Raw genomic sequence first — 18,342 nt, forward strand, 5'->3', positions numbered from 1 at the left:
TACATCTTATTCTAACCGTTCAGCTCTCCGAAATAGTTTCGATAGGGCTCAAACTTCGCCAGCACCTCGTCTACCTTGAGCATACGTTCCTCCAAGCTTCCCCGCAGTGTAATGTAGGGAATTCGCCGCTCCTTCAAATCCGCGATGATCTGTTTATGAAAAACATGCCGCTTCTGATCCCCGCTTCGATCCCACGTATCGTCGTAAGGAATATCGTCGTCGCACAAGAAGAACAGATCGTAGCGCTGCGCATTCTGCAGAGCAATCCGGGTCAATAGCTCCGGGGCCCGGCCGTGGTAATCCATGGCGAACATATACGTCGTAATCGCATTGGTATCGACGAAAAGAAATCGGTTCGCCGCAAGCAAAGCCTGCTCTTCGCGCTCGATATGACCCACAGCGATTTCATCAAATGCTTCAAGGCCGATTCTGCGGTCCACCTGATGCTCAGCCCAATAATCGCGTCCGTATTCGCTCGCGTAGGTCGTGTTATACCGCCGTGCCAGCGCTTCGGTGATCGTCGACTTCCCTGTCGACATCGCCCCAACAAATACCACCTTCGTGATTAAGTCCCGGTACACGATATCACTTATGAACTCCCTGTACTTATATGGGTCGGAACGGATCATCGTTGCAGAGATCGGAACCCGCTTGCGGGCTTCATCGACCCGCCGGTCGACCGAGCCCAAAGCGAGACTCATATGCCTGCCGTAAAATTCGCTCGAGTAAAAATGCGTGACTTGCTCGCCGTTCAGTAAACGGAGGATATACCGTTCTTCCCGAATCTCATGCTCTCTGTCATCGGAATACCCGTCCGGTCCGTCCCAAGCTTCGATGACCCGGACTGCCGGGTATAGCCCCCGAATCCAATTCGCCCGAATATGAAGCGGGATCGGAGTGGCCGTCGTCTCATAAATGACCACGATCAACTCATCGACCTCTTGCAGCGCCGTTTCGATCATGAACTGATGCCCTTTATGCAGCGGGGCAAACTTCCCCAGCGTTAATCCGAGCGTTTTCATGCCGCCACCTCCTTGGCCCCTTTGTTCCAATTGTAATAGCCGTATACCGCATTGACCAAATATGCGCTCCACATGACGATCATCAGCATGCCTTCGCTGCTGCCCTCCAGCAATCGAATCGCCCATAGCAGCACCGTAAACAAATTCAACACAATATAGACCAGCCATTGTTCCTTGAATCTGCGGACCATTAAAAAGGTGGCCACAACGGACAGCACTGTAGTTATAGCATCGATGTAAGGCGAGTTCTGTCCCGGGATGAACGAAAGCCCATATCCCAGCAGCAAACAGCCTAATATACAGACCACCCCAACGAGAAACAGGCCTCTAAGCTCCATTTGACGCATGATCAGCTTGCCGTCTTGGCGGTTATTTTTCCACATGTAGAAGCCAATGACGTTCATCGGAACGAAGAATAGCAGATTCAGCATGACCTCTCCAAACAACCCGTTAATGTAGGCAAGATAAGCGTAACCGACGGTATTGTACATGCCAAAAACATAGCTCATCAGGTTGCCCTTCGCCGCAAGCACCACGCATAGCACCCCAGTAATAAAAACGGTAAATCCGAATAAAGAGTCCTTGGAAATCACCGTAAACCCGACAGCGATCGAGGTAAACAGCACCAACCAAGCTATTTCGAACAGGTTCCAGCCACTCGCAACCTTCTTCACATTGCATCCCCTCCGTCTTCTCCACTGAGTTTACAGAACGAAAATGCCCAATCAAACTTAGTACCATTTTGTTAATAACATTTTGTTACTATCAAAATAACAGAAAAGCCCGCGTAGGGCAAGTGAAATCTCCCCATTTATCGGAGGCTTGATCTTTTAGCTTCTGTAGTCCCTTCAACAAATAGCGAAAATCATGGGAGAGGACGAACACCACTTGTTACAACGCGGAATATACAAATGAATAGGCACTTATCCCAATCATGCTTATTCTGTACACTTTGCGAATCGGAATAAGGCACAAAGGAGTGTTTAGGTTGGTAGTAAAATCATCTCACTATTTTGCCCACGGCAACACTGCACGCGGGGCTCATTTCTTGTATAACTCCGCATTTGATGGGCTGAACAAGATATTTGTCCTTACGGGGCCCCAAGGCACGGGGAAATCGACGGTCATTCAAAGCTTGGCGGATAGCTTGCTGGATCAAGGCTTGCATGTGCAATGCTTCCACTCCCCTCTCCGTCCCGACGAACTGGATGGCATCATTTGCACGGAATTGAAGGTTGGTATTGTCGACGGGCGAGTCTGTAAAGGGATTTCGGATAGCGCGGCGGGTGAAATCGTCTTTATCGATTTTCAGGAAGCGTTTGATGACAGCCTTATTTTACCGGAACACTTCATCACGATAGAAGATCTTAAAGGCGAGCTTGAGAGAGCCTATTCAAAAGCGTATGAAACGTTCGAAACGGCATTGCGGATTCATGACGAGTGGGAAAAATTTTATATCGAAAATATGGACTTCTCGAAGGCCGACCAGCTTGCGCAGGATTTGATTCAAGAATTATTCGCCGGTCATGAAAGCGATACGTCAACCGCTTCACGTCACGTATTTTTCGGAGCTGCGACTCCGAGGGGGGCGTTCGATTTTATTCAAAGCTTGACCGCTCAGCTGGAAAGACGGATTTTCATCAAAGGAAGGGCGGGATCCGGCAAATCGACGCTGCTGAAAAAGCTTGCCTCCGCTGCCGAACAGAAAGGAATCGACGTTCAAGTGTTTCATTGCGGCTTTGATCCTAACAGTCTGGATATGCTGATATTCCCGGAGCTTCGAACAGCGATCTTCGACAGTACCGCTCCGCATGAATACTTTCCCGATCGGGACGGGGATGAGATCCTAGATATGTATACACGGACTATAGCTCCTGGAACCGATGAAGCCCATGCTGACGAAATAGCTGGGATCAAAGCACGCTATTCGGCAAAAATGAAAGAGGCCACCTCCCATCTGGCGGAAGCTGAAGCCATCGATTCTCAAATGAAGGGCTACTATGTTGCGGCCACCGACTTTTCGATCGTAGAGAAACTCCATCTGCAATTACAGTCCGAATTAAATGAACGGATCGGCTCCATTCAGCTTTCAAAATAAGATACAACCCAAAAGCGTCAAGGACATTGAAATGTTCCTTGACGCTTCAATGAATGTGATCAAAACCACATACGATATAAAGCAGACATACTTACAGCCTAGTTCCTCCGGTGGCATCAATAAATTGCCCCGTGATCCATCGCGCCTCCTCAGATGCTACAAACGCAACCACATCAGCAACGTCTTTAGTGGTGCCCACTCTCCCGAATGCAGACATTGAAGCTGCTTCAGCATGAGCTTCTGGGTTGGCGAGCCAATCCTTATTCATATCAGTAGCCGTAGTTCCTGGCCTTACTGCGTTAACAGTAATACCTTTTGCTGCAAAAAGTGGAGCTAACGCCAAAGTAAGTGTCTCAATGGCTCCCTTGGAAGCCGAATAAATGGAATGCGTTGGACCGGCAACACGTGTAAAGCCAGTAGAAATGTTAATGATTCGTCCACCGTTCCGTATAAACGGACTAGCTGCTTGAGTAATAAAGTATGGAGCTTTAAGGTTAACATTAATGACATCTTCAAACGTTTCAATTGACGTTTCTTCAAAAGGAATGGCCGGTGCAATACCTGCGTTATTGATTAAGATATCCAATTGCACAGATCCGATTTCCGAGCGAACAGCATCTTCAAATGCGGCCCAAAGCTTTTTTACACCGGTAATACCAGTGGTTAATTCTGCTTCCAGAGCCACAGCCTTTGAGCCCAGCGCCTTAACCTCTTCAACAACTATTAAAGCAGCATCCCTATTACTGGCGTAATGAACGCCTATAAATTCCGCTCCGCCTGCAGCTAATTTTTTGGCTATTTCAGCCCCCATCCCACGACTTGCCCCTGTAATCAAAGCAACCTTACCACTGAATCTTCCTTCATTTGTCGACATATAATTGACTCCTTATAAGAGAATTTAAATGATATTTTGGCTAAAACTTCCTCAGCGCGGGTTTAAAATTATTTAGCTGGTGTACCCCCATATTGTAAATAAACCTTCGCTTAGTCCATCGATGATTTCTACATGAAAAGAACCCCCTTTAACGTTTTCTGTATGATAAAGAATCTCTATGTACGTCGCTGGACGCCCTCGATCCGGTGATCGGCGGATTTTGTAACGACCATTACGTTAAATTATATTATACCCTCATATTACCATTGTCAATATCATAATGAACATTATGTTAAATAATGTTATACATTTTTATTCACACTGTCATTCGTTCCATTACAGGGGCACCAGGCGGCGTCACGTTAGGACGCGCCTGATACGTGACACTAGAACCAGACGGCCGAGATTTTGGCCGATCGTACACTGACGCAGGTCCTTGCCCGGTGGACTGGCAGCATTCTGTAACGTGTGTTATGATAACGTGAAGTATGAAAATGAAGATTGGATAGGAACCGTTTTAATATCGACCGTTATAAAAAAAGTTGAGGTGATCTGACTGATGGGACGTAACCGCGAATTCGATGTGGATCAGGCATTGGACGCAGCGCTTTGCGTGTTTTGGCGCAAAGGCTACGAGGGCGCGTCGTACACTGACCTGACGCAGGCCACGGGTGTTGAACGCCCGGCGCTCTACTCCGCGTTTGGCAACAAGGAGGCATTGTTCCGCCGAGTTCTTGAGCGCTATTACGAGCACTATCATGATTTCTTCCCGGCGGCGCTGGAGCTGCCGACCTCGCGGGAGGTGGTCGCACACATCTTTCGCGGTGCGGCCGAATTGCAAACTCGTTACCCGGATCACAAGGGGTGTCTATATGTCCACGGTGACTTGGCCGGCTCGGACGATGCCGAACCTATTCGGCGTGCACTGATCGATGCGCGTGCGGACGGAGAGGCTTCGCTGCGTGATCGTTTCGAGCGGGCAAAGCAGGAGGGAGATCTGCCAGAAACCGCGAACTGTGCTGCGTTAGCTGCATTCGTGATGGCCGTGCTCCACGGTATGGCCGTTCAAGCCAAGGCCGGCTTCAGTCGCAATATGCTAGAGGCTGTTGCTGAGCAGGCGCTCTCCACCTGGCCTACCGGCAAATCCACACTTGCCACAAAGTCATCCTAAACCTTAGTGCAGAGGAATATCGTTATACAAAAACGCAAGCTTGGCTGTCATGAAACCGAAGTCTCTGCAAACGGACACAGTGCATAGGGTTCCATCAGGCATATGGCTCCGCCGACGAACAGGCGGACTAAAAACCATCCACTAGCTTAGCAAGGAAATACGAAATAGGCTCCCCGATATGTGGGAGCCTATTTGTTTTACTGAATTTCTGATTTCTGAAAATTGGACCACGCGATAATGGCCATCGACTTCCAATAACGCCTTAATGGATGGACTTCAATTCCGCTAGAGATAATTTGCCATCTTCCATCCGGTATACCTTGTCGCAGTAGGTAAGCAGCCGCTCATCGTGTGTGACCATAATCGCCGCTTTGTGGCGTGTTCTCACCTCATGGGCAATCAAGGAGACAACTTCATGGGCGCGCTTGGTATCCAGGCTTGCTGTAGGTTCATCCGCCAATATGACATTGGGATCGTTAATTAACGCGCGGGCAATGGCGGTACGCTGCTTCTCGCCCCCGGACAGCTCCTCCGGGTAGCTCTTCAGCTTAGTGCCTAGACCAAGCTCTTCAAGCAACTTTATAGCCATAGCTTTGTCTGCTGCACGAACCTTCCCTGACATCCGCTTCACGACAAGCAACTGCTCAAGAACGTTCAGGTATGGAACCAAATTCGAGGCCTGCATGATGAAACCAATCTCATGCAATCGGATATCGGATAGTTGTTTGCCTGACAGCTTCGATATGTCCTTGCCATTTAGTATGACCTCTCCCTCGGAAGCTTTAAGCAGTGCACCTGCGACGGATAGGAAGGTACTTTTTCCAGAACCGGACGGACCTACCACTGCGACGAACTCACCTGGCTCCACTTTTATGGACACTCGGTCTATTGCCGCAATACGATTCAATCCTTCGTTGTAATATTTGGAAGCTGCTGATATTTGCAAGCCTTTAGTCATTACTCAACCCTCCCAAGTGCCTTAAGCGGATCAATTTTCGAAATCGTGCGAACGGATACCAACGAACTAAGCAATGAGATCACCAGCAATACAATGGAATACGTGAACACCAGCTTCGTATCCAGCATGAACGGCATGCTTTTGGGCATGATTGCCGCTGTCCCATATGTCAATAAAATGCCAACGATAATGCTTGAGAGCGACAAGACGAACACCTGTGAGACGACGGCTTTACCTAAGAATCCATTCTTGGCCCCGATCGCTTTCATAATCCCGAACTGGTTGGACTTCTGCATCGTGAATACATAGAAGAACACGCCAATGATGAATGCAGAGATCGCAAGCAGGAACGCAAGCATCATCATGATTGTGCCCTTCTCTTCTTTGTATCCAGGCATTCCCTGTACCGCTGCCGCACGAGTAACCGTATCGGTACCCGAAAGCTGTTCATTTATAGTATTCCGATCAATATCTTTACCTTGAAGCATAATCGCATTGACGGGGTCCTTGACTCCCTTGTCCGAGCCTGGTGCCGCAAACGCAAGCTTACGCCACTCTTCAATAGGTGTAAATACAGCTGCTACGTGGTTATACGTCTGATTCTTGACAAAGCCGACAATCGTCAACGATTCCGTCGAGCCATCTAATTGGAAAGTGTCCCCTAGCTTAAATCCTTCGTCTTTCATCGTCTCATTAACGATGACCTTCGTCATCTGATCGGATGTCAGCCCGGTGCCTTCAATAATCGCCGGCTCAAGAAAGCTCCCCGGGGTAATTCCAATAATCGCTATATCTACTTTATCCTCATTCGACCTGCTACTCCCTTTGATTGCCGATGCCATGATGGTTCCCATAGGTGAAACGGCACTTACATTCGGCATCTCTGCTAATTTAGCTGACAGATCATTAGACAGTAAAGACTTACTCATTGAAGCCTTCGACCCTTGTTCGAAAACCACATAATCAGCCCTCATCGTCTTAAACGTCGAAGCCGCAAGCGTAGATAACCCATTCCCCAAACCTGACAATATAAACACCAACCAAGAAATAAGCACAAAAATGATAGCAATCATCAAAAACCTTGTCTTGCTGTGTCTCAATTCCTTCAATGCCAAAAACATATGCTATTCCTCTCCTCAACACAAATAAATGACACGCGTGTCAAATTAATCACATCTCGTCCGGCACGTTTTCATTATAGGTTTTATGTGACACGCGTGTCAAATATATTTGTATTCCTTATCGTCTTCCTGCCCCTCCTAGCCACATTTGGTATAATAGCTTACTCCACTGAGGTGTAGGAATATTCATCATATTGGGCGTTTCAATCAGGTTAAAAAATACACCTATAATGGCAGGAAGTGGGATGCTTGTATTCAAGTGTCCCTCTTCCTGAGCACGAACAAACAATCGCTCCAGTTGATTTTTTAAAGTCACATGCGCTTGCTCAACAAATTCAAGATCATTGGCCGCAGCCGCAGAATTGGCTTTATTTATTTTATGAGCATATCCAAGCAATTGATGGAAACTAGCTTCCTCCAGATATACATCTAGCAGATGTTGAAGGGCATTCATGCAATCCGTTTCATCAATAGCTGACGCCTTCTGTAATACATTTTCCATTGATCGTTTCATACATGCAGCAACTATCTCTTCTTTGTTAGCATAATATTGGTAAATCGTGCTTCTTGCTCCAACCAGGCTCTTGGATAACAACTTAAGTTGAAAACCCTCATAACCGTATTCGAGAAGCACTCTCTTGGTTTGGTCAAGCAACTCCGATTTTGTAAAAGCCTGCTTTCTTCCCATGTTAATCACCGTCCCTAATTGCTAGCCGTAATCTACATTGTATCAAAAATTTCGCCCTATTTGTGGTACGGCTCCCCCCGATTAATTTTCACCGCCCGGTAAATCTGCTCCACCAGCACCAGCCGCATCAGCTGGTGCGGCAGGGTCATCCGCCCGAAGCTGAGCTTCGTCTGGGCGCGCTTCAGGACGTCCTCAGAGAGGCCGTTGGAGCCGCCGATAACAAAGGCAACGTTACTGGACCCGTACGTGCCCAGCTTGTCCATATGGGTCGCCAGGTCCTCGCTGGACCACAGCTGGCCGCCGATCGCCAGGGCGATGACGTGGGTGTCCGGCTTAATGTGACCGAGAATGCCGGCGCCCTCCTTCTCCTGCACTTGGCGCATCTCCGCTTCGCTCATGTTCTCTGGGGCTTTCTCATCCGGCACCTCATGTACGGACAGACGGACATAAGGCGCAAGGCGCTTGCTGTACTCCGCAATGCCCTGCACCAGGTACTTCTCCTTCAACTTGCCTACGCATACCATCTGTATATTCATAGCGTTTTTCGCTCCTTAAACTCGACTGTTATGACGTCCATTCTAACATTGTACCGCTGCCAATTAAAGGACATACCCACCCATTGTCCTTTGCCTTCTCAGAACCCTCGCCCTCCTCCAATTTCAAGGGACTCAGACCCCAACATATAAAAAAGAGCCCTCTCCATCGAGAGCGACTCTTCTTGACTTCCTATCTATTTTAAAATGATCGGCAGCTCTCTCAGCGCGAACATCATCGTGCTATCCATCCGTGCCAGCTCTGCGGAGCGGTCGCGGCGGTATTCGGGGAAACGGTCCAGCAGGGTCTGCAGAGCGATCCGGGACTCCATGCGGGCTAACTGAGAGCCCATGCAGTAATGTATACCGCTTCCCAGGCCCAGATGCGGGTTCGGGTTACGGTGGATGTTGAATACATCCGGCTGATCGAACACATCCTCGTCATGGTTCGCAGAGGCCATCCAGATATAAACGAACTGTCCCTGCTTCATCTCCTGCCCCCGCAGCACCGTGTCCTGCTTAACGCTGCGGAACATTACCTGAACAGGCGAGAAGTATCGGAATACTTCCTCTAATGCCCCTGGAAGCAGCGAGGGATCCTGAAGCACCTCCGCCCGGACTTCTGGCAGGCTGTCAAAGGCAAGCACCGCCGATGAGATCAGATTGGTTGTCGTTTCATTACCCGCTACGAGAAGGAGAATACAGAACCCGATAATCTCCAGTTCGGTGAGGTGTTCATTGTCGATACGCGCCTCCACCAGCTTCGTAATCAGATCCTCCTGCGGATGACGACGGCGATCTTCCGCGATCTCAGAGAAGTATTCACTCATCTCCCGCTGACACTGATAATAAGCCTCTCCATTGTCACCCACCAACGCATCCGACCACGCCTTGAATCGTTCCCGATCCTCCATTGATACGCCGAGCATCTCCGCGATCACCGTGATCGGCAACGGGCTTGCGAGATCGGCAACGATATCCATCTTTCCCTTCTTCTCCGCTTCGTCCAGCAGAGATGACGTGATCTCCTGGATCTTGGGGGCAAGCGATTCGATCATGCGAGGCGTAAAAGCATGGGATACCAGCTTACGCAGTTGACGGTGCTTCGGCGGATCCTGCCGCAGTACACTGGATTCGATGGGATCATCGGTTGAAGAGCCCCCTTGGGAAGAGAACACTTCGTAATTCGTGAAGACGGCTTTGACATCCTCGTATTTAAAAACATTCCAGGCTCCGTTACCATCCATTGCCGTCACCGGAGATTCCGTCCGCATCTGGCGGAACCACTCCAACGGGAGTAAACCGTTCTTATTCCATTCCATGCTTAACACCTTCGCTTTCTATCGCAAAATTTGAACTGACTGGTCAGTTGTATGCATGTAAAAAAAGAAGGCCTTGCTTATTCAAGCGATATAAACAGGCCTTGGGTAATCATCGTGAAGGCAAACCGCTCCAGATCCTCCCGCGAATACCGATCTTGATGATTAAGGTAATAATTGCAGGTACTCTCCAGCGTTCCGACAATGCTGGCAGCGGCAAAATTAGGATCAACGGCACGGCACAGGTTCTCTTCGCACTGTCCTTCCTCGATGATGCTGGCCAGGAAGCTTAAATACTTCCGTTTCAGCTCCTTCAACTCATCCAAAACATCCTGCTCGATGCCGTTCGAAATCTCATTGAATACGATGTGCGAGAAATGTCGGGATTCGAGAAACAGATCCAGATGATGGCGAATTGTCCGCTCAATCTTCTCCTTCATCGGCAGGGAGGAATTCAGATCCGCCTCCGTCCGCTGCATGATATCTTCGAAGCCCTGCTTCACTACCGTCTTGAAGAGCTGGGATTTGCCCGGGAAGTTATAGTACAGCGTCCCCTTGGCAACCTGTGCGCGGGCGGCAATCTCGTCCATGCTTGCGCGGTGATATCCATTCTCGGAGAAGACTTCTATAGCTGCATGGATAATTTTATCTTTGCTCACAATCCGATCGGCCCTTTCATAACAAAATTTCAGTTCACCGTTCTTATTCTGACTGGTCAGTTCAAAAATAAGATACCACGCTGGGAAAAATTAGTCAACCGAAAGACATGCCTATACCGATACCGGGAATTCATGCCCATATATTTCGATTCTTATGCTGATTTCCGTGGTATCCTATACATATGGCCCAATACAGTGTATATTTCAACAGTGCTGGTAAACAATCAGCATATAGGGACAAGAATTTACCGTAACGGAGTGATTGATTGAGTAAATCCAAGGGCAAGGGCGGAACAGGCAGAGGCACGGGCAAGAAGGGCTGGAGCCGCTGGGATGCAAGTGCGAGAAGAGCAAAGAGCAAACCCAAACCTTATACCAGTAAAGGGGCCAAGCAGGCAGACGGTACATCGGAAGCCGAGAAACATAAAGGAACCCCATAATGAACATATGGTACAGATTGACCTGATACATCATTTTGAAGGAGATGAACGGATTGGATAATCAAGAATTGATAACGGATACGCCCGAGAATTATGAGGAGCTTAAAAGCTCCGCCAACCGGAACGCCAATTGGAGAGAACGGTTAGACGCGGTAGAAGCTTTGGGAAATTGGAAAAATCAGAAATCCATTGATATTTTGCTGCATAGACTGAATACGGATGCGGTTTATCAAGTGCGAGAGGCAGCCTATCGTAAACTCCTGGCCTTTGGCGAGGACGTCCAGATGCCGGAAAGACCTAAAGGCGAGCTGATGAAGGATGTTTCGAAGGTACTGCTGCGTATCAAAAAAAGCCTTCCCCGCGACCACACGTATGAAGACTTCAAAGAGAAATTAAAAAAGATGAGAATCGACATCTACGATACGTACGAAGGTGACAAAGGCGCTGACTTTGATCACTGGCTGGAGCAAACTTGGTCTTCGTTATTAAGAAGATAACAGCACGCCAAGCTTTCCGGATGCTGTCATGTATATGAGAAATCCGGTTATGTTATACTGAACACAAATATTAGTTATAGGAGTGGTACTCTGAGAAAGCAAAAGCCCATGTCGTTTGATGATCTGTTGAAGGAATTACAAGGCCAAAAATCGGTACAGGAGGATCCGGATAACATCTCTCTGGAAAAGCTGTTCAATGAATCGTTTATGCGTAAACATTCATCGCACAACAGTTTTGGAGATTTTGTCGTAAAAGGTAACTTCCAAGTGGAAACGCACGAAGATATCGACAACATTCCGGATGAACTGTTTGACCGTCATGTCTCTAGAGAAACCGATTTCCCGGATTGGAAATCGATGCTGGAGCAGGCAAAAGCCGATCACGCTGCTGCCATTAAGTAAATCATGATAATATCGCTGCTATCACGCAGCTATGATCAGGGGCCGATGGCCCCTTTTTCTATTCCATCGGTCATCCATGCTAGTATATGACATTATTCTCATGCTCACTCGGACTTCGATTCCGTACCCGCCTCCGCCTTATCCCTGAACTTCTTGTAGAGTTTCGTAATATTCGCCGTATTGATCTCAATGTTGTGCTCGTAAGCGTATTTCACCGCATAACCAAGCGCCAGGGTGGTGGCACCCGCTACCGTCGCTCCGGCGACCGATCCCGCACCAGGGAAGACTTTCACGATCTGCCTAAATAGGCTCTTGCCGATATTCCCAAATATCGTGGCAATGACCAGTTCCTTCGCCGTCTCCTTGCTGATCGGCTTATTGTACAGCACCGCAAGCCTGGTGAGCAGACTTACCTGAATGCCGGTAATTGGAATGATGTCCGATCCCGGAATGGGTGATGCACCTACCGCTCCTGCCGAGATCGAGGCTCCGACGATCCACCCGTTGGCGGTCGCCGACTTTTCCTTAATGCTTTTGGCAAAAAGGATGTCTTTAGACTTTTTTTTAAGCATCTCCAGAATGCTGCTCCGCAGCCGGTCGATGTTCTCGCCCGTCCGCGAGGATACCGGCGCAACCTCATAGCGCCCTCCGGTCTCCTTCTTGATCCGTTCCACCAGGCGGTCGATTTCATCTGCGGCGTCGATTTTATTCAGCACGATCAAGATGTTCGGGTTCACGCCCTGAATCTTCTCCAAAGACTTTTTCTCCGCCTCGGAGAAGACCGTGCCTGCAGCGTTAAGGAAGAACAGAACGATATCTGCTTGTTTAAAGTATTTCAAGGTTATCTCCGAGTTCGCGGTGTTCACATCATTCAACCCGGGTGTATCTATGAAGTATATATGTTCCTTGTACTTATGCGGTTTAATTTCCGTCGTTTCTCCAGGCTCTGCCCCGACGCCTGCGACCTCTTCACCCACGATCCGGTTCATGGTGGAGGACTTACCTGTGTTCACATCACCAATTAGAGCGATGAGAATTTCCTGCTTCAATTGACGGTTGATTTCATCCATTTCCTTCTCATAGGCCTCATCCGCTGCCCGCTTGATCTCCTCTTCCCATGATCTTCCGTAGTCACCCATTTCTTATCGTCTCCATTCACGATAGGTTATCGCGCCTCGTTCCATCTATATATCCATCATACACTACGAAGGTCTGTACAACGAAGCCGGTTGCTCATTCCAGAGACAACGATCGGCATGTCGGCCGTACTTATTATTTACCTCTTCGCCCACTCCATGAAAAGGCGGTTCATGAAGGATAGGATGAGTTTATTTAAATTTTTTTATAAAGTTTTTCTGATTCGTTTGATGAATAAGGGTCTCGATCTTCTCTTTGCTTTGTCTTCTGAAAATGTACGCAAAAAAAGCGTGAATTCATCACGCTTTCTCATCCGCATTATCTATTTAATTAAAATATTCACGTTACACAATTAAAAATTCAGCATGCTTCTCGCACTCCGCGCACTTCACCGGTGGGTCCCAGTCCGAAAACTCGGTCTCCTTCAGATCAACAATATCCGGGGCATCCTCATATTCATCCACGAAATTTTCGATCGCTAGTTCCACATGTTCCTTGCATACGACGTACATTCTATGCATCCTTTCTATCTTTCGCCTCATGTTGTGTTTATCTTCAAACCAGTATAGCCACTCTTCTGTTCTACCACACTCTACGAGAAAAAGAAATGCTTTTAACCTATTTGCTCATCCCGGCCATATTTCAATCCACAAAAGCTTCCTATCCATCCATGGATTTCACATTAACAGTCCTTACACCCAACCCAATATCATTTCGATGCGAACAGCAAAAAAGAGCGTAATCCACGCTCTTCTTCGCGGCCGCTTCACGGCTCGATCTAACCTTTTTCAAATCTCTCTATATTGGATACTATTCAACGCTAACGGTAATATATACCCATGAACGGCTGCATTAAACAATGGACAAGCACATGAATTTGAAAAAATCCACATTGCCTTGGGCCAATCAAGTCAGCCGATCCAGCCTGTATTACTCTCCAGGCTTCTCTTCCAGCTTTACCTTCAGGGACTGCAGCTTGCCGTCACGGTAGAAGGTCACGTCCAAGTCTTTGCCCACCTTCGTATTGTAATAAAGGTGCTTGCGCAGCTCCAGCGTCGTCGTGATCGGCTTGCCATCCAGCTTCACGATGACGTCGTTCAGCTGCAGGCCGGCATCGAGCGCAGGTCCAAGCGCATCCAGCACGACTACGCCTTCGGTTACCGTCTTCGGCAGCTTGAGGCCCTCCTTCTCCTTCTTACTCAACGGAGCATACGGATTACTCAAGTCTACGGTGTATACGCCAAGATAAGGGCGGGCAATATGCCCCTTCAGCATCAGCTCGGTTACAACCTCCGTAATTTCATTGACCGGAATCGCAAACCCAAGTCCTTCTACGCCGGTGTCTGCAATTTTCATTGTGTTAATGCCGATAACTTTACCGTTCAAATCCACCAAAGCGCCCCCGCTATTCCCCTCATTAATGGCAGCATCGGTCTGAATGACCTCCTGCTCCCAATCGTAGATGCCATCCTGGTTCAGGGATACGGGTATCACACGGTTCGTGTAGCTGACAATTCCGGATGTGAGCGTGTCACCCAGGCCCAGCGGGTTGCCGATGGCGATGACGGTTTCGCCGAGGCGAAGCTTGGAGGAATCTCCAAACTCTGCAACCTCTCCGATGCCTTTACTGTCAATTGACAGAACGGCAATATCGCTGACGTTGTCCGTGCCGACCAAGGTCGCTTTTTTCTTCTCGCCGCCTACCAGCACAACCTCCAGGGAGTCGGCGCCTTCCACCACATGGTTATTCGTAATCACGAAGGCTTTGCCTTCGAGTTTCTTGAAGATAACGCCAGAGCCCAGGGCGTCCTCCTGTGAACCGCCGAAATCTTCGCCGAAATCAAAATCTTCGCCGAAGTCGAACCCTTCCGGAAGCTCGAAGTCCCCTTCATCCTCAGGCAGCGTGCCGGATTCCTCCTCCAGACCTTCACCCTCGATACCTTCCTCTTCAGGCAGCACGGTCTCTTTATGCGTCAGCACGCTAACCACGGCCGGACGCACCTTCTGGGCAGCGCTAATAATCCGTTCATAGGGATCTCCATCGGACGTGGACAGCTGATGGCTGCCATTTATCATGGTAAGCGGTGAAGAGGTCGCTGGATGGCCCGTTATGAAGCTGAACAGCATCACCGCAATCAGAGCACTGCACACAGAACTGATCGCGGAAATCTGGAATGTAGATAAGCCCTTTTTACGGCGGGTCGTCCGCCACTTTGTTCGCTCAGGTCGGTCCTCGCTGGTATTTTTGCTCCGTCTGGAAATTTTAGTTGAATAGAAATCATCGTCAAATAATCCCATTGCGATCCCTCTCTCCCCTTGGTTGCTACGCGTCAAGATACTTTACCAGCTTCAGACTCTCCGCCATTACCGACTGACCTATTAAATCATCTTGTCGTCATAACAACCTGCCCTGCACCGAGTGTATCTAGCTTCCTATGAAATCGGCAGCGTGCCACCTGTTTAATATCTCTCTATTGTAATGACTCTTCAGCGGCTCAAAAAGTTGCATTTTTGAGCATTCTATTTGAACTTTTATCGAAATATCGCTCTACATCGAATATCTCAATCCATCGCCTGAAATCTAGTTCCATAAAAGGTATGTATTGCCACCCGACAGTTCAAAAAAACCCTGTATTCTTCTATTACCACAAACAGGGCGACTTAAGCGCGAAACATCTGTTTTTTCTAAAAAAAGATGGGAAAACCTGGGCCATCCGTATTTTAAAAGTGCAAATGACCTGGTGCCTTGCTCGATGCAAGTGCTTAACAGAAGCATTCAGACCTTCCAGTGCTCCTATTGTACCACACGAAAAGAGGTTCACGTCAGCATTCTTTAATAAAAACAAATGCCAATTTGATGGCAATTTTAAGAGGCTGTACAATGCGAGATTCTTCATTCGATAACAACGTATAGCCCGGATGAACATATTAACCTTGTATACGTGACGGACAACCGAATGGTTCCACTATTTAGGGATTTTCTTCAACGGTCCAACGCTTCTTTTCCGGCGTATCCGCTATTCCTAACCGCCTGCAACCCTCATTCGCGCATTCCCCCTTAAAAAAAGAATACCGGACAATTGTGTAAAGAAAATGGCAATATCGTCAGTCTCTCATGACCAAACGATCCCGTTCGGAACGCAACGTTAAAGGTGGCTCCGGCGACCCACACCTCATTCCTATTTGGCTTCCCCGCAACTTATTCTTCCTTAGCTGCCCATTGGAAAAATACTTTCTGTTCCCTTCCGCTTCGCCCCTTCAGTCAAGGCCAGTCTATCCTGTTTCCTCATTCAATATGCCTCGGTTCCATTCTCTTCAGCCCTCCCCTAGGATTTGATCTGGTTAGGTTATCCATTCATCTGTAGGTGACCTGCAGGGAATGTTATGAAGGGGAAACCATTCTGCAAGGAGGGTTATGGGATGGCAAGAAGATCAAGGCGGCGCCGGAGTCCCGAAATGCAGCAGTTCATGACCGACGTCATGCGGGACGAAGGCTATCAAGTGGACCCGCAGAGACAGCAGGACGTCAAATATGAGGTGGCCAAGTCACTCGGTGTACCCCTTAAACCGGGCGACAACCGAGATCTGACCACCGAGCAGGCCGGTAAAGTCGGCGGTGCGATTGGCGGTTCCATGGTCCGGGAGATGGTGCGTATGGCACAAGAGAGCCTGAGCAAGCGTTAGAACGAGCCTCATCTCTCCGGAACTCGGCATCCCTTAAACAGCAAAACAGCTCCACGTCATAGTTCCCTATGATCGTGGGGCTGTTTTGTTATGCCTATATAATGATAACGAATATATGATGGCTTCTAAAATAAAATCGTCAATGGTATACCTGTCGTTGCCTAAACCTATTCCCCCACCTTATCCCAAGGGGTCGGACGGTCATAATACGTATCGCATAATTTAAACTCGCTATCCTTGAAGAAGCAGCCGCGGTCCTCCATCGTATCGCGTACGGTCATTCTCGCCAGTTCCATCATGTTATGATCCAGGCTGAGATGGGCGAGATACGTTCGTTTGGTATCTCCCGTCAACAGCTCGCTTAAAGCATCGCCTGCCGAATTATTCGACAAATGCCCCATATCGCCGAGAATCCGACGTTTGGTATTCCACGGATAGCGTCCCATCCGGAGCATCTCGATATCGTGATTGGCTTCCAGAACCAGGACATCCGATCCATCCAGCGCTTTCTTCACCTTATCGCTGACATAACCGAGGTCCGTGGCAACGCCCAGCTTCTCGTCACCGTCATAGAAGCAATAACCGACCGGTGCCGCAGCGTCATGGGATATTTCAAATGGCTCCACCCGCAGCGTGCCAAAATCCTTGACCTCATGACTCTCCAGCACAATCCGGTTCTCTTCCGCAATCTTGCCCAGCGACTTGCTCATCGCATCCCACGTCTTCTCATTCGCATAGATCGGGAGATTGTATTTGCGCGCCACCGCGCCAAGCCCCCGGATATGATCCGAATGCTCATGCGTAACCAGGATCCCGTCGATTTCTTCCCCCATCATTTCGCGTTCCTTCAACAGCTCATCGATGCGCTTTGCACTTAAGCCCGCATCAATTAGCAATGTCGCATCCTCATTGCGGACAATGGTTGCATTGCCCGTTGAGCCGCTCGACAGCACGGAAAATGAAATCCCCATAGTCTTGTTACTCCTTTGTCGTATCGCTTTTTGGCGTCAGCACGTCCCCGCTAATGCCTTGTACATAGATCATCTCGCCATGATCCAATGTAAACCGCCAGGTTGGCGCTGCTAACTGATCCTCCGTATTAAACAACTGTCCATAATAGCCAAGCTGAATATCCCTGACCGCTGAATCAGGCGGGATGAAGTTACGTTCAATGAGCGTTTCCAAAGCCTTGGATGCGGGCAGAACCTTTTGTTCCTCCGTATCGTCGGTTGGCATAATCTCAAACACTGGCTCCCGGTACGCATGGATCTTCTGGGATTCGTAAATAAACTCCAGTTCCACATTGAACAGCGGCCATTCCTTCTTCACCAGCGGCCGGAATACGATGATGTTCTCTTTATCCGACTGCGGATCATGGCGATAATTCCCGAGATCCGTGATCTTGCCTTCCAGCGCATTCCGCAGTTCCTTCTCATCGGCATAAATCAGCTCCGTATCAATCGGCTGTTCCAAACCTACCGGCTCTCCCTGCGCTTCCGCGCTGTAGATATAATTAATCTTGGGCAGTTGCGGCGTTTCCGTCGGAATCGGACTCAGCAATTGAATCCGATTCTCCTCAATCACCTGCTGAGTGCTCTCAGAAAGCGAGGTGAAATCCAGATTGGAGCCGACCTGCTCGCGGTAATCCATCCAGAGCTGATAGCCCAGTACCAGATTTAACAGCAAAAACGCGTAAATCAATACATTTTTGGCACGGCCCCAATCCATGATTTTCCCTC

At 48.7% G+C, this 18,342-nt stretch carries 20 protein-coding genes; 6 read left to right on the forward strand and 14 right to left on the reverse strand.

All coding sequences use genetic code 11. The features are described from left to right. Positions 1-11: 11 nt before the first annotated feature. Together PAEVO_RS30880 and pnuC are read right to left on the reverse strand one after the other, a co-directional pair. Entirely contained in the window at positions 12-1,022 is a 1,011-nt protein-coding gene (locus tag PAEVO_RS30880; RefSeq protein WP_100541286.1) for an AAA family ATPase, read from the reverse strand. Beyond that, the gene (pnuC, locus tag PAEVO_RS30885; RefSeq protein ID WP_100541287.1) at positions 1,019-1,696 is read right to left on the reverse strand and encodes a nicotinamide riboside transporter PnuC; all 678 of its coding nucleotides are present in this window, start codon (positions 1,694-1,696) and stop codon (positions 1,019-1,021) included. Before pnuC ends, PAEVO_RS30880 begins: the two co-directional genes overlap by 4 nt. 305 nt (positions 1,697-2,001) lie before the next feature. Between pnuC and PAEVO_RS30890 the strand changes: the two genes are divergently transcribed. Then, positions 2,002-3,120 carry a PRK06851 family protein gene (locus tag PAEVO_RS30890; RefSeq protein ID WP_243390999.1) on the forward strand — a complete coding sequence of 373 codons (1,119 nt, stop codon included), beginning with the start codon at positions 2,002-2,004 and terminating at the stop codon, positions 3,118-3,120. A 91-nt stretch (positions 3,121-3,211) separates the two neighbouring features. Here PAEVO_RS30890 and PAEVO_RS30895 read toward each other — a convergent pair whose 3' ends face one another. Continuing rightward, positions 3,212-3,994: an SDR family oxidoreductase gene (locus PAEVO_RS30895; protein WP_100541289.1), complete on the reverse strand. Its 783-nt coding sequence runs from the start codon at positions 3,992-3,994 to the stop codon at positions 3,212-3,214. A gap of 559 nt (positions 3,995-4,553) precedes the next feature. On the opposite strand from PAEVO_RS30895, the gene PAEVO_RS30900 reads away from it, so the two are divergent. After that, complete coding sequence (locus PAEVO_RS30900; protein WP_100541290.1) at positions 4,554-5,165, forward strand: TetR/AcrR family transcriptional regulator; 612 nt, start codon at positions 4,554-4,556, stop codon at positions 5,163-5,165. A gap of 262 nt (positions 5,166-5,427) precedes the next feature. On the opposite strand, the gene PAEVO_RS30905 is transcribed toward PAEVO_RS30900, so the two are convergent. The 6 genes from PAEVO_RS30905 to PAEVO_RS30930 form a co-directional block, all read right to left on the reverse strand. Beyond that, positions 5,428-6,123, reverse strand: coding sequence for an ABC transporter ATP-binding protein (locus PAEVO_RS30905; RefSeq protein WP_100541291.1), 696 nt, complete (start codon positions 6,121-6,123; stop codon positions 5,428-5,430). Next, entirely contained in the window at positions 6,123-7,244 is a 1,122-nt protein-coding gene (locus tag PAEVO_RS30910) for an ABC transporter permease (RefSeq protein WP_100541292.1), read from the reverse strand. Before PAEVO_RS30910 ends, PAEVO_RS30905 begins: the two co-directional genes overlap by 1 nt. Before the next feature lie 118 nt (positions 7,245-7,362). Continuing rightward, positions 7,363-7,932 carry a TetR/AcrR family transcriptional regulator gene (locus tag PAEVO_RS30915; protein ID WP_100541293.1) on the reverse strand — a complete coding sequence of 190 codons (570 nt, stop codon included), beginning with the start codon at positions 7,930-7,932 and terminating at the stop codon, positions 7,363-7,365. Positions 7,933-7,988: 56 nt separating this feature from the next. Then, a complete protein-coding gene (rlmH, locus tag PAEVO_RS30920; RefSeq protein WP_100541294.1) occupies positions 7,989-8,468 on the reverse strand; it encodes a 23S rRNA (pseudouridine(1915)-N(3))-methyltransferase RlmH in 480 nt (159 codons plus the stop codon). A 194-nt stretch (positions 8,469-8,662) separates the two neighbouring features. Next, on the reverse strand, positions 8,663-9,787 hold the full coding sequence (locus PAEVO_RS30925) for a cytochrome P450 (protein ID WP_243391000.1): 1,125 nt from the start codon (positions 9,785-9,787) through the stop codon (positions 8,663-8,665). 77 nt (positions 9,788-9,864) lie between these two features. Further along, positions 9,865-10,443 (reverse strand): TetR/AcrR family transcriptional regulator, encoded by a 579-nt coding sequence (locus PAEVO_RS30930; RefSeq protein ID WP_100541296.1) that lies wholly within the window; start codon positions 10,441-10,443, stop codon positions 9,865-9,867. A gap of 266 nt (positions 10,444-10,709) precedes the next feature. Here PAEVO_RS30930 and PAEVO_RS30940 point away from each other — a divergent pair, with 266 nt between their 5' ends. The 3 genes from PAEVO_RS30940 to PAEVO_RS30950 all read left to right on the forward strand — a co-directional run bounded on the left by PAEVO_RS30940 (position 10,710) and on the right by PAEVO_RS30950 (position 11,782). Then, on the forward strand, positions 10,710-10,883 hold the full coding sequence (locus PAEVO_RS30940) for a DUF3934 family protein (protein WP_100541298.1): 174 nt from the start codon (positions 10,710-10,712) through the stop codon (positions 10,881-10,883). A gap of 44 nt (positions 10,884-10,927) precedes the next feature. Beyond that, positions 10,928-11,380, forward strand: a complete 453-nt coding sequence (locus tag PAEVO_RS30945; protein ID WP_164817421.1) for a HEAT repeat domain-containing protein — start codon at positions 10,928-10,930, stop codon at positions 11,378-11,380. Positions 11,381-11,488: 108 nt separating this feature from the next. After that, positions 11,489-11,782: a hypothetical protein gene (locus PAEVO_RS30950; protein WP_100541300.1), complete on the forward strand. Its 294-nt coding sequence runs from the start codon at positions 11,489-11,491 to the stop codon at positions 11,780-11,782. A gap of 104 nt (positions 11,783-11,886) precedes the next feature. Here PAEVO_RS30950 and PAEVO_RS30955 read toward each other — a convergent pair whose 3' ends face one another. The 3 genes from PAEVO_RS30955 to PAEVO_RS30970 form a co-directional block, all read right to left on the reverse strand. Beyond that, entirely contained in the window at positions 11,887-12,921 is a 1,035-nt protein-coding gene (locus PAEVO_RS30955) for a GTPase (RefSeq protein ID WP_100541301.1), read from the reverse strand. 342 nt (positions 12,922-13,263) lie between these two features. Further along, positions 13,264-13,431: a CxxH/CxxC protein gene (locus tag PAEVO_RS30965; RefSeq protein ID WP_007129186.1), complete on the reverse strand. Its 168-nt coding sequence runs from the start codon at positions 13,429-13,431 to the stop codon at positions 13,264-13,266. 418 nt (positions 13,432-13,849) lie between these two features. Then, a complete protein-coding gene (locus tag PAEVO_RS30970; protein WP_100541303.1) occupies positions 13,850-15,217 on the reverse strand; it encodes a S1C family serine protease in 1,368 nt (455 codons plus the stop codon). Positions 15,218-16,339: 1,122 nt separating this feature from the next. Here PAEVO_RS30970 and PAEVO_RS30975 point away from each other — a divergent pair. Next, complete coding sequence (locus PAEVO_RS30975) at positions 16,340-16,603, forward strand: alpha/beta-type small acid-soluble spore protein (RefSeq protein ID WP_207797551.1); 264 nt, start codon at positions 16,340-16,342, stop codon at positions 16,601-16,603. 167 nt (positions 16,604-16,770) lie between these two features. On the opposite strand, the gene PAEVO_RS30980 is transcribed toward PAEVO_RS30975, so the two are convergent. Together PAEVO_RS30980 and yycI are read right to left on the reverse strand one after the other, a co-directional pair. Further along, positions 16,771-17,574 (reverse strand): MBL fold metallo-hydrolase, encoded by an 804-nt coding sequence (locus PAEVO_RS30980; protein WP_100541304.1) that lies wholly within the window; start codon positions 17,572-17,574, stop codon positions 16,771-16,773. A gap of 7 nt (positions 17,575-17,581) precedes the next feature. Beyond that, positions 17,582-18,331: a two-component system regulatory protein YycI gene (yycI, locus tag PAEVO_RS30985; RefSeq protein WP_100541305.1), complete on the reverse strand. Its 750-nt coding sequence runs from the start codon at positions 18,329-18,331 to the stop codon at positions 17,582-17,584. Positions 18,332-18,342 lie beyond the last annotated feature (11 nt).

It is taken from the genome of Paenibacillus sp. GM2FR (assembly GCF_002803325.1).
Lineage (GTDB): Bacteria > Bacillota > Bacilli > Paenibacillales > Paenibacillaceae > Paenibacillus_AQ > Paenibacillus_AQ lautus.

Excerpts from the sequence above, each read along its gene's own strand:
- PAEVO_RS30880 (WP_100541286.1), bottom strand. The coding sequence starts at position 1,022 with ATGAAAACGCTCGGATTAACGCTGGGGAAGTTTGCCCCGCTGCATAAA.
- PAEVO_RS30895 (WP_100541289.1), bottom strand. The coding sequence starts at position 3,994 with ATGTCGACAAATGAAGGAAGATTCAGTGGTAAGGTTGCTTTGATTACA.
- PAEVO_RS30900 (WP_100541290.1), top strand. The coding sequence starts at position 4,554 with ATGGGACGTAACCGCGAATTCGATGTGGATCAGGCATTGGACGCAGCG.
- PAEVO_RS30905 (WP_100541291.1), bottom strand. The coding sequence starts at position 6,123 with ATGACTAAAGGCTTGCAAATATCAGCAGCTTCCAAATATTACAACGAA.
- PAEVO_RS30910 (WP_100541292.1), bottom strand. The coding sequence starts at position 7,244 with ATGTTTTTGGCATTGAAGGAATTGAGACACAGCAAGACAAGGTTTTTG.
- PAEVO_RS30915 (WP_100541293.1), bottom strand. The coding sequence starts at position 7,932 with ATGGGAAGAAAGCAGGCTTTTACAAAATCGGAGTTGCTTGACCAAACC.
- rlmH (WP_100541294.1), bottom strand. The coding sequence starts at position 8,468 with ATGAATATACAGATGGTATGCGTAGGCAAGTTGAAGGAGAAGTACCTG.
- PAEVO_RS30925 (WP_243391000.1), bottom strand. The coding sequence starts at position 9,787 with ATGGAATGGAATAAGAACGGTTTACTCCCGTTGGAGTGGTTCCGCCAG.
- PAEVO_RS30945 (WP_164817421.1), top strand. The coding sequence starts at position 10,928 with ATGAACGGATTGGATAATCAAGAATTGATAACGGATACGCCCGAGAAT.
- PAEVO_RS30950 (WP_100541300.1), top strand. The coding sequence starts at position 11,489 with ATGTCGTTTGATGATCTGTTGAAGGAATTACAAGGCCAAAAATCGGTA.
- PAEVO_RS30955 (WP_100541301.1), bottom strand. The coding sequence starts at position 12,921 with ATGGGTGACTACGGAAGATCATGGGAAGAGGAGATCAAGCGGGCAGCG.
- PAEVO_RS30965 (WP_007129186.1), bottom strand. The coding sequence starts at position 13,431 with ATGTACGTCGTATGCAAGGAACATGTGGAACTAGCGATCGAAAATTTC.
- PAEVO_RS30970 (WP_100541303.1), bottom strand. The coding sequence starts at position 15,217 with ATGGGATTATTTGACGATGATTTCTATTCAACTAAAATTTCCAGACGG.
- PAEVO_RS30975 (WP_207797551.1), top strand. The coding sequence starts at position 16,340 with ATGGCAAGAAGATCAAGGCGGCGCCGGAGTCCCGAAATGCAGCAGTTC.
- PAEVO_RS30980 (WP_100541304.1), bottom strand. The coding sequence starts at position 17,574 with ATGGGGATTTCATTTTCCGTGCTGTCGAGCGGCTCAACGGGCAATGCA.
- yycI (WP_100541305.1), bottom strand. The coding sequence starts at position 18,331 with ATGGATTGGGGCCGTGCCAAAAATGTATTGATTTACGCGTTTTTGCTG.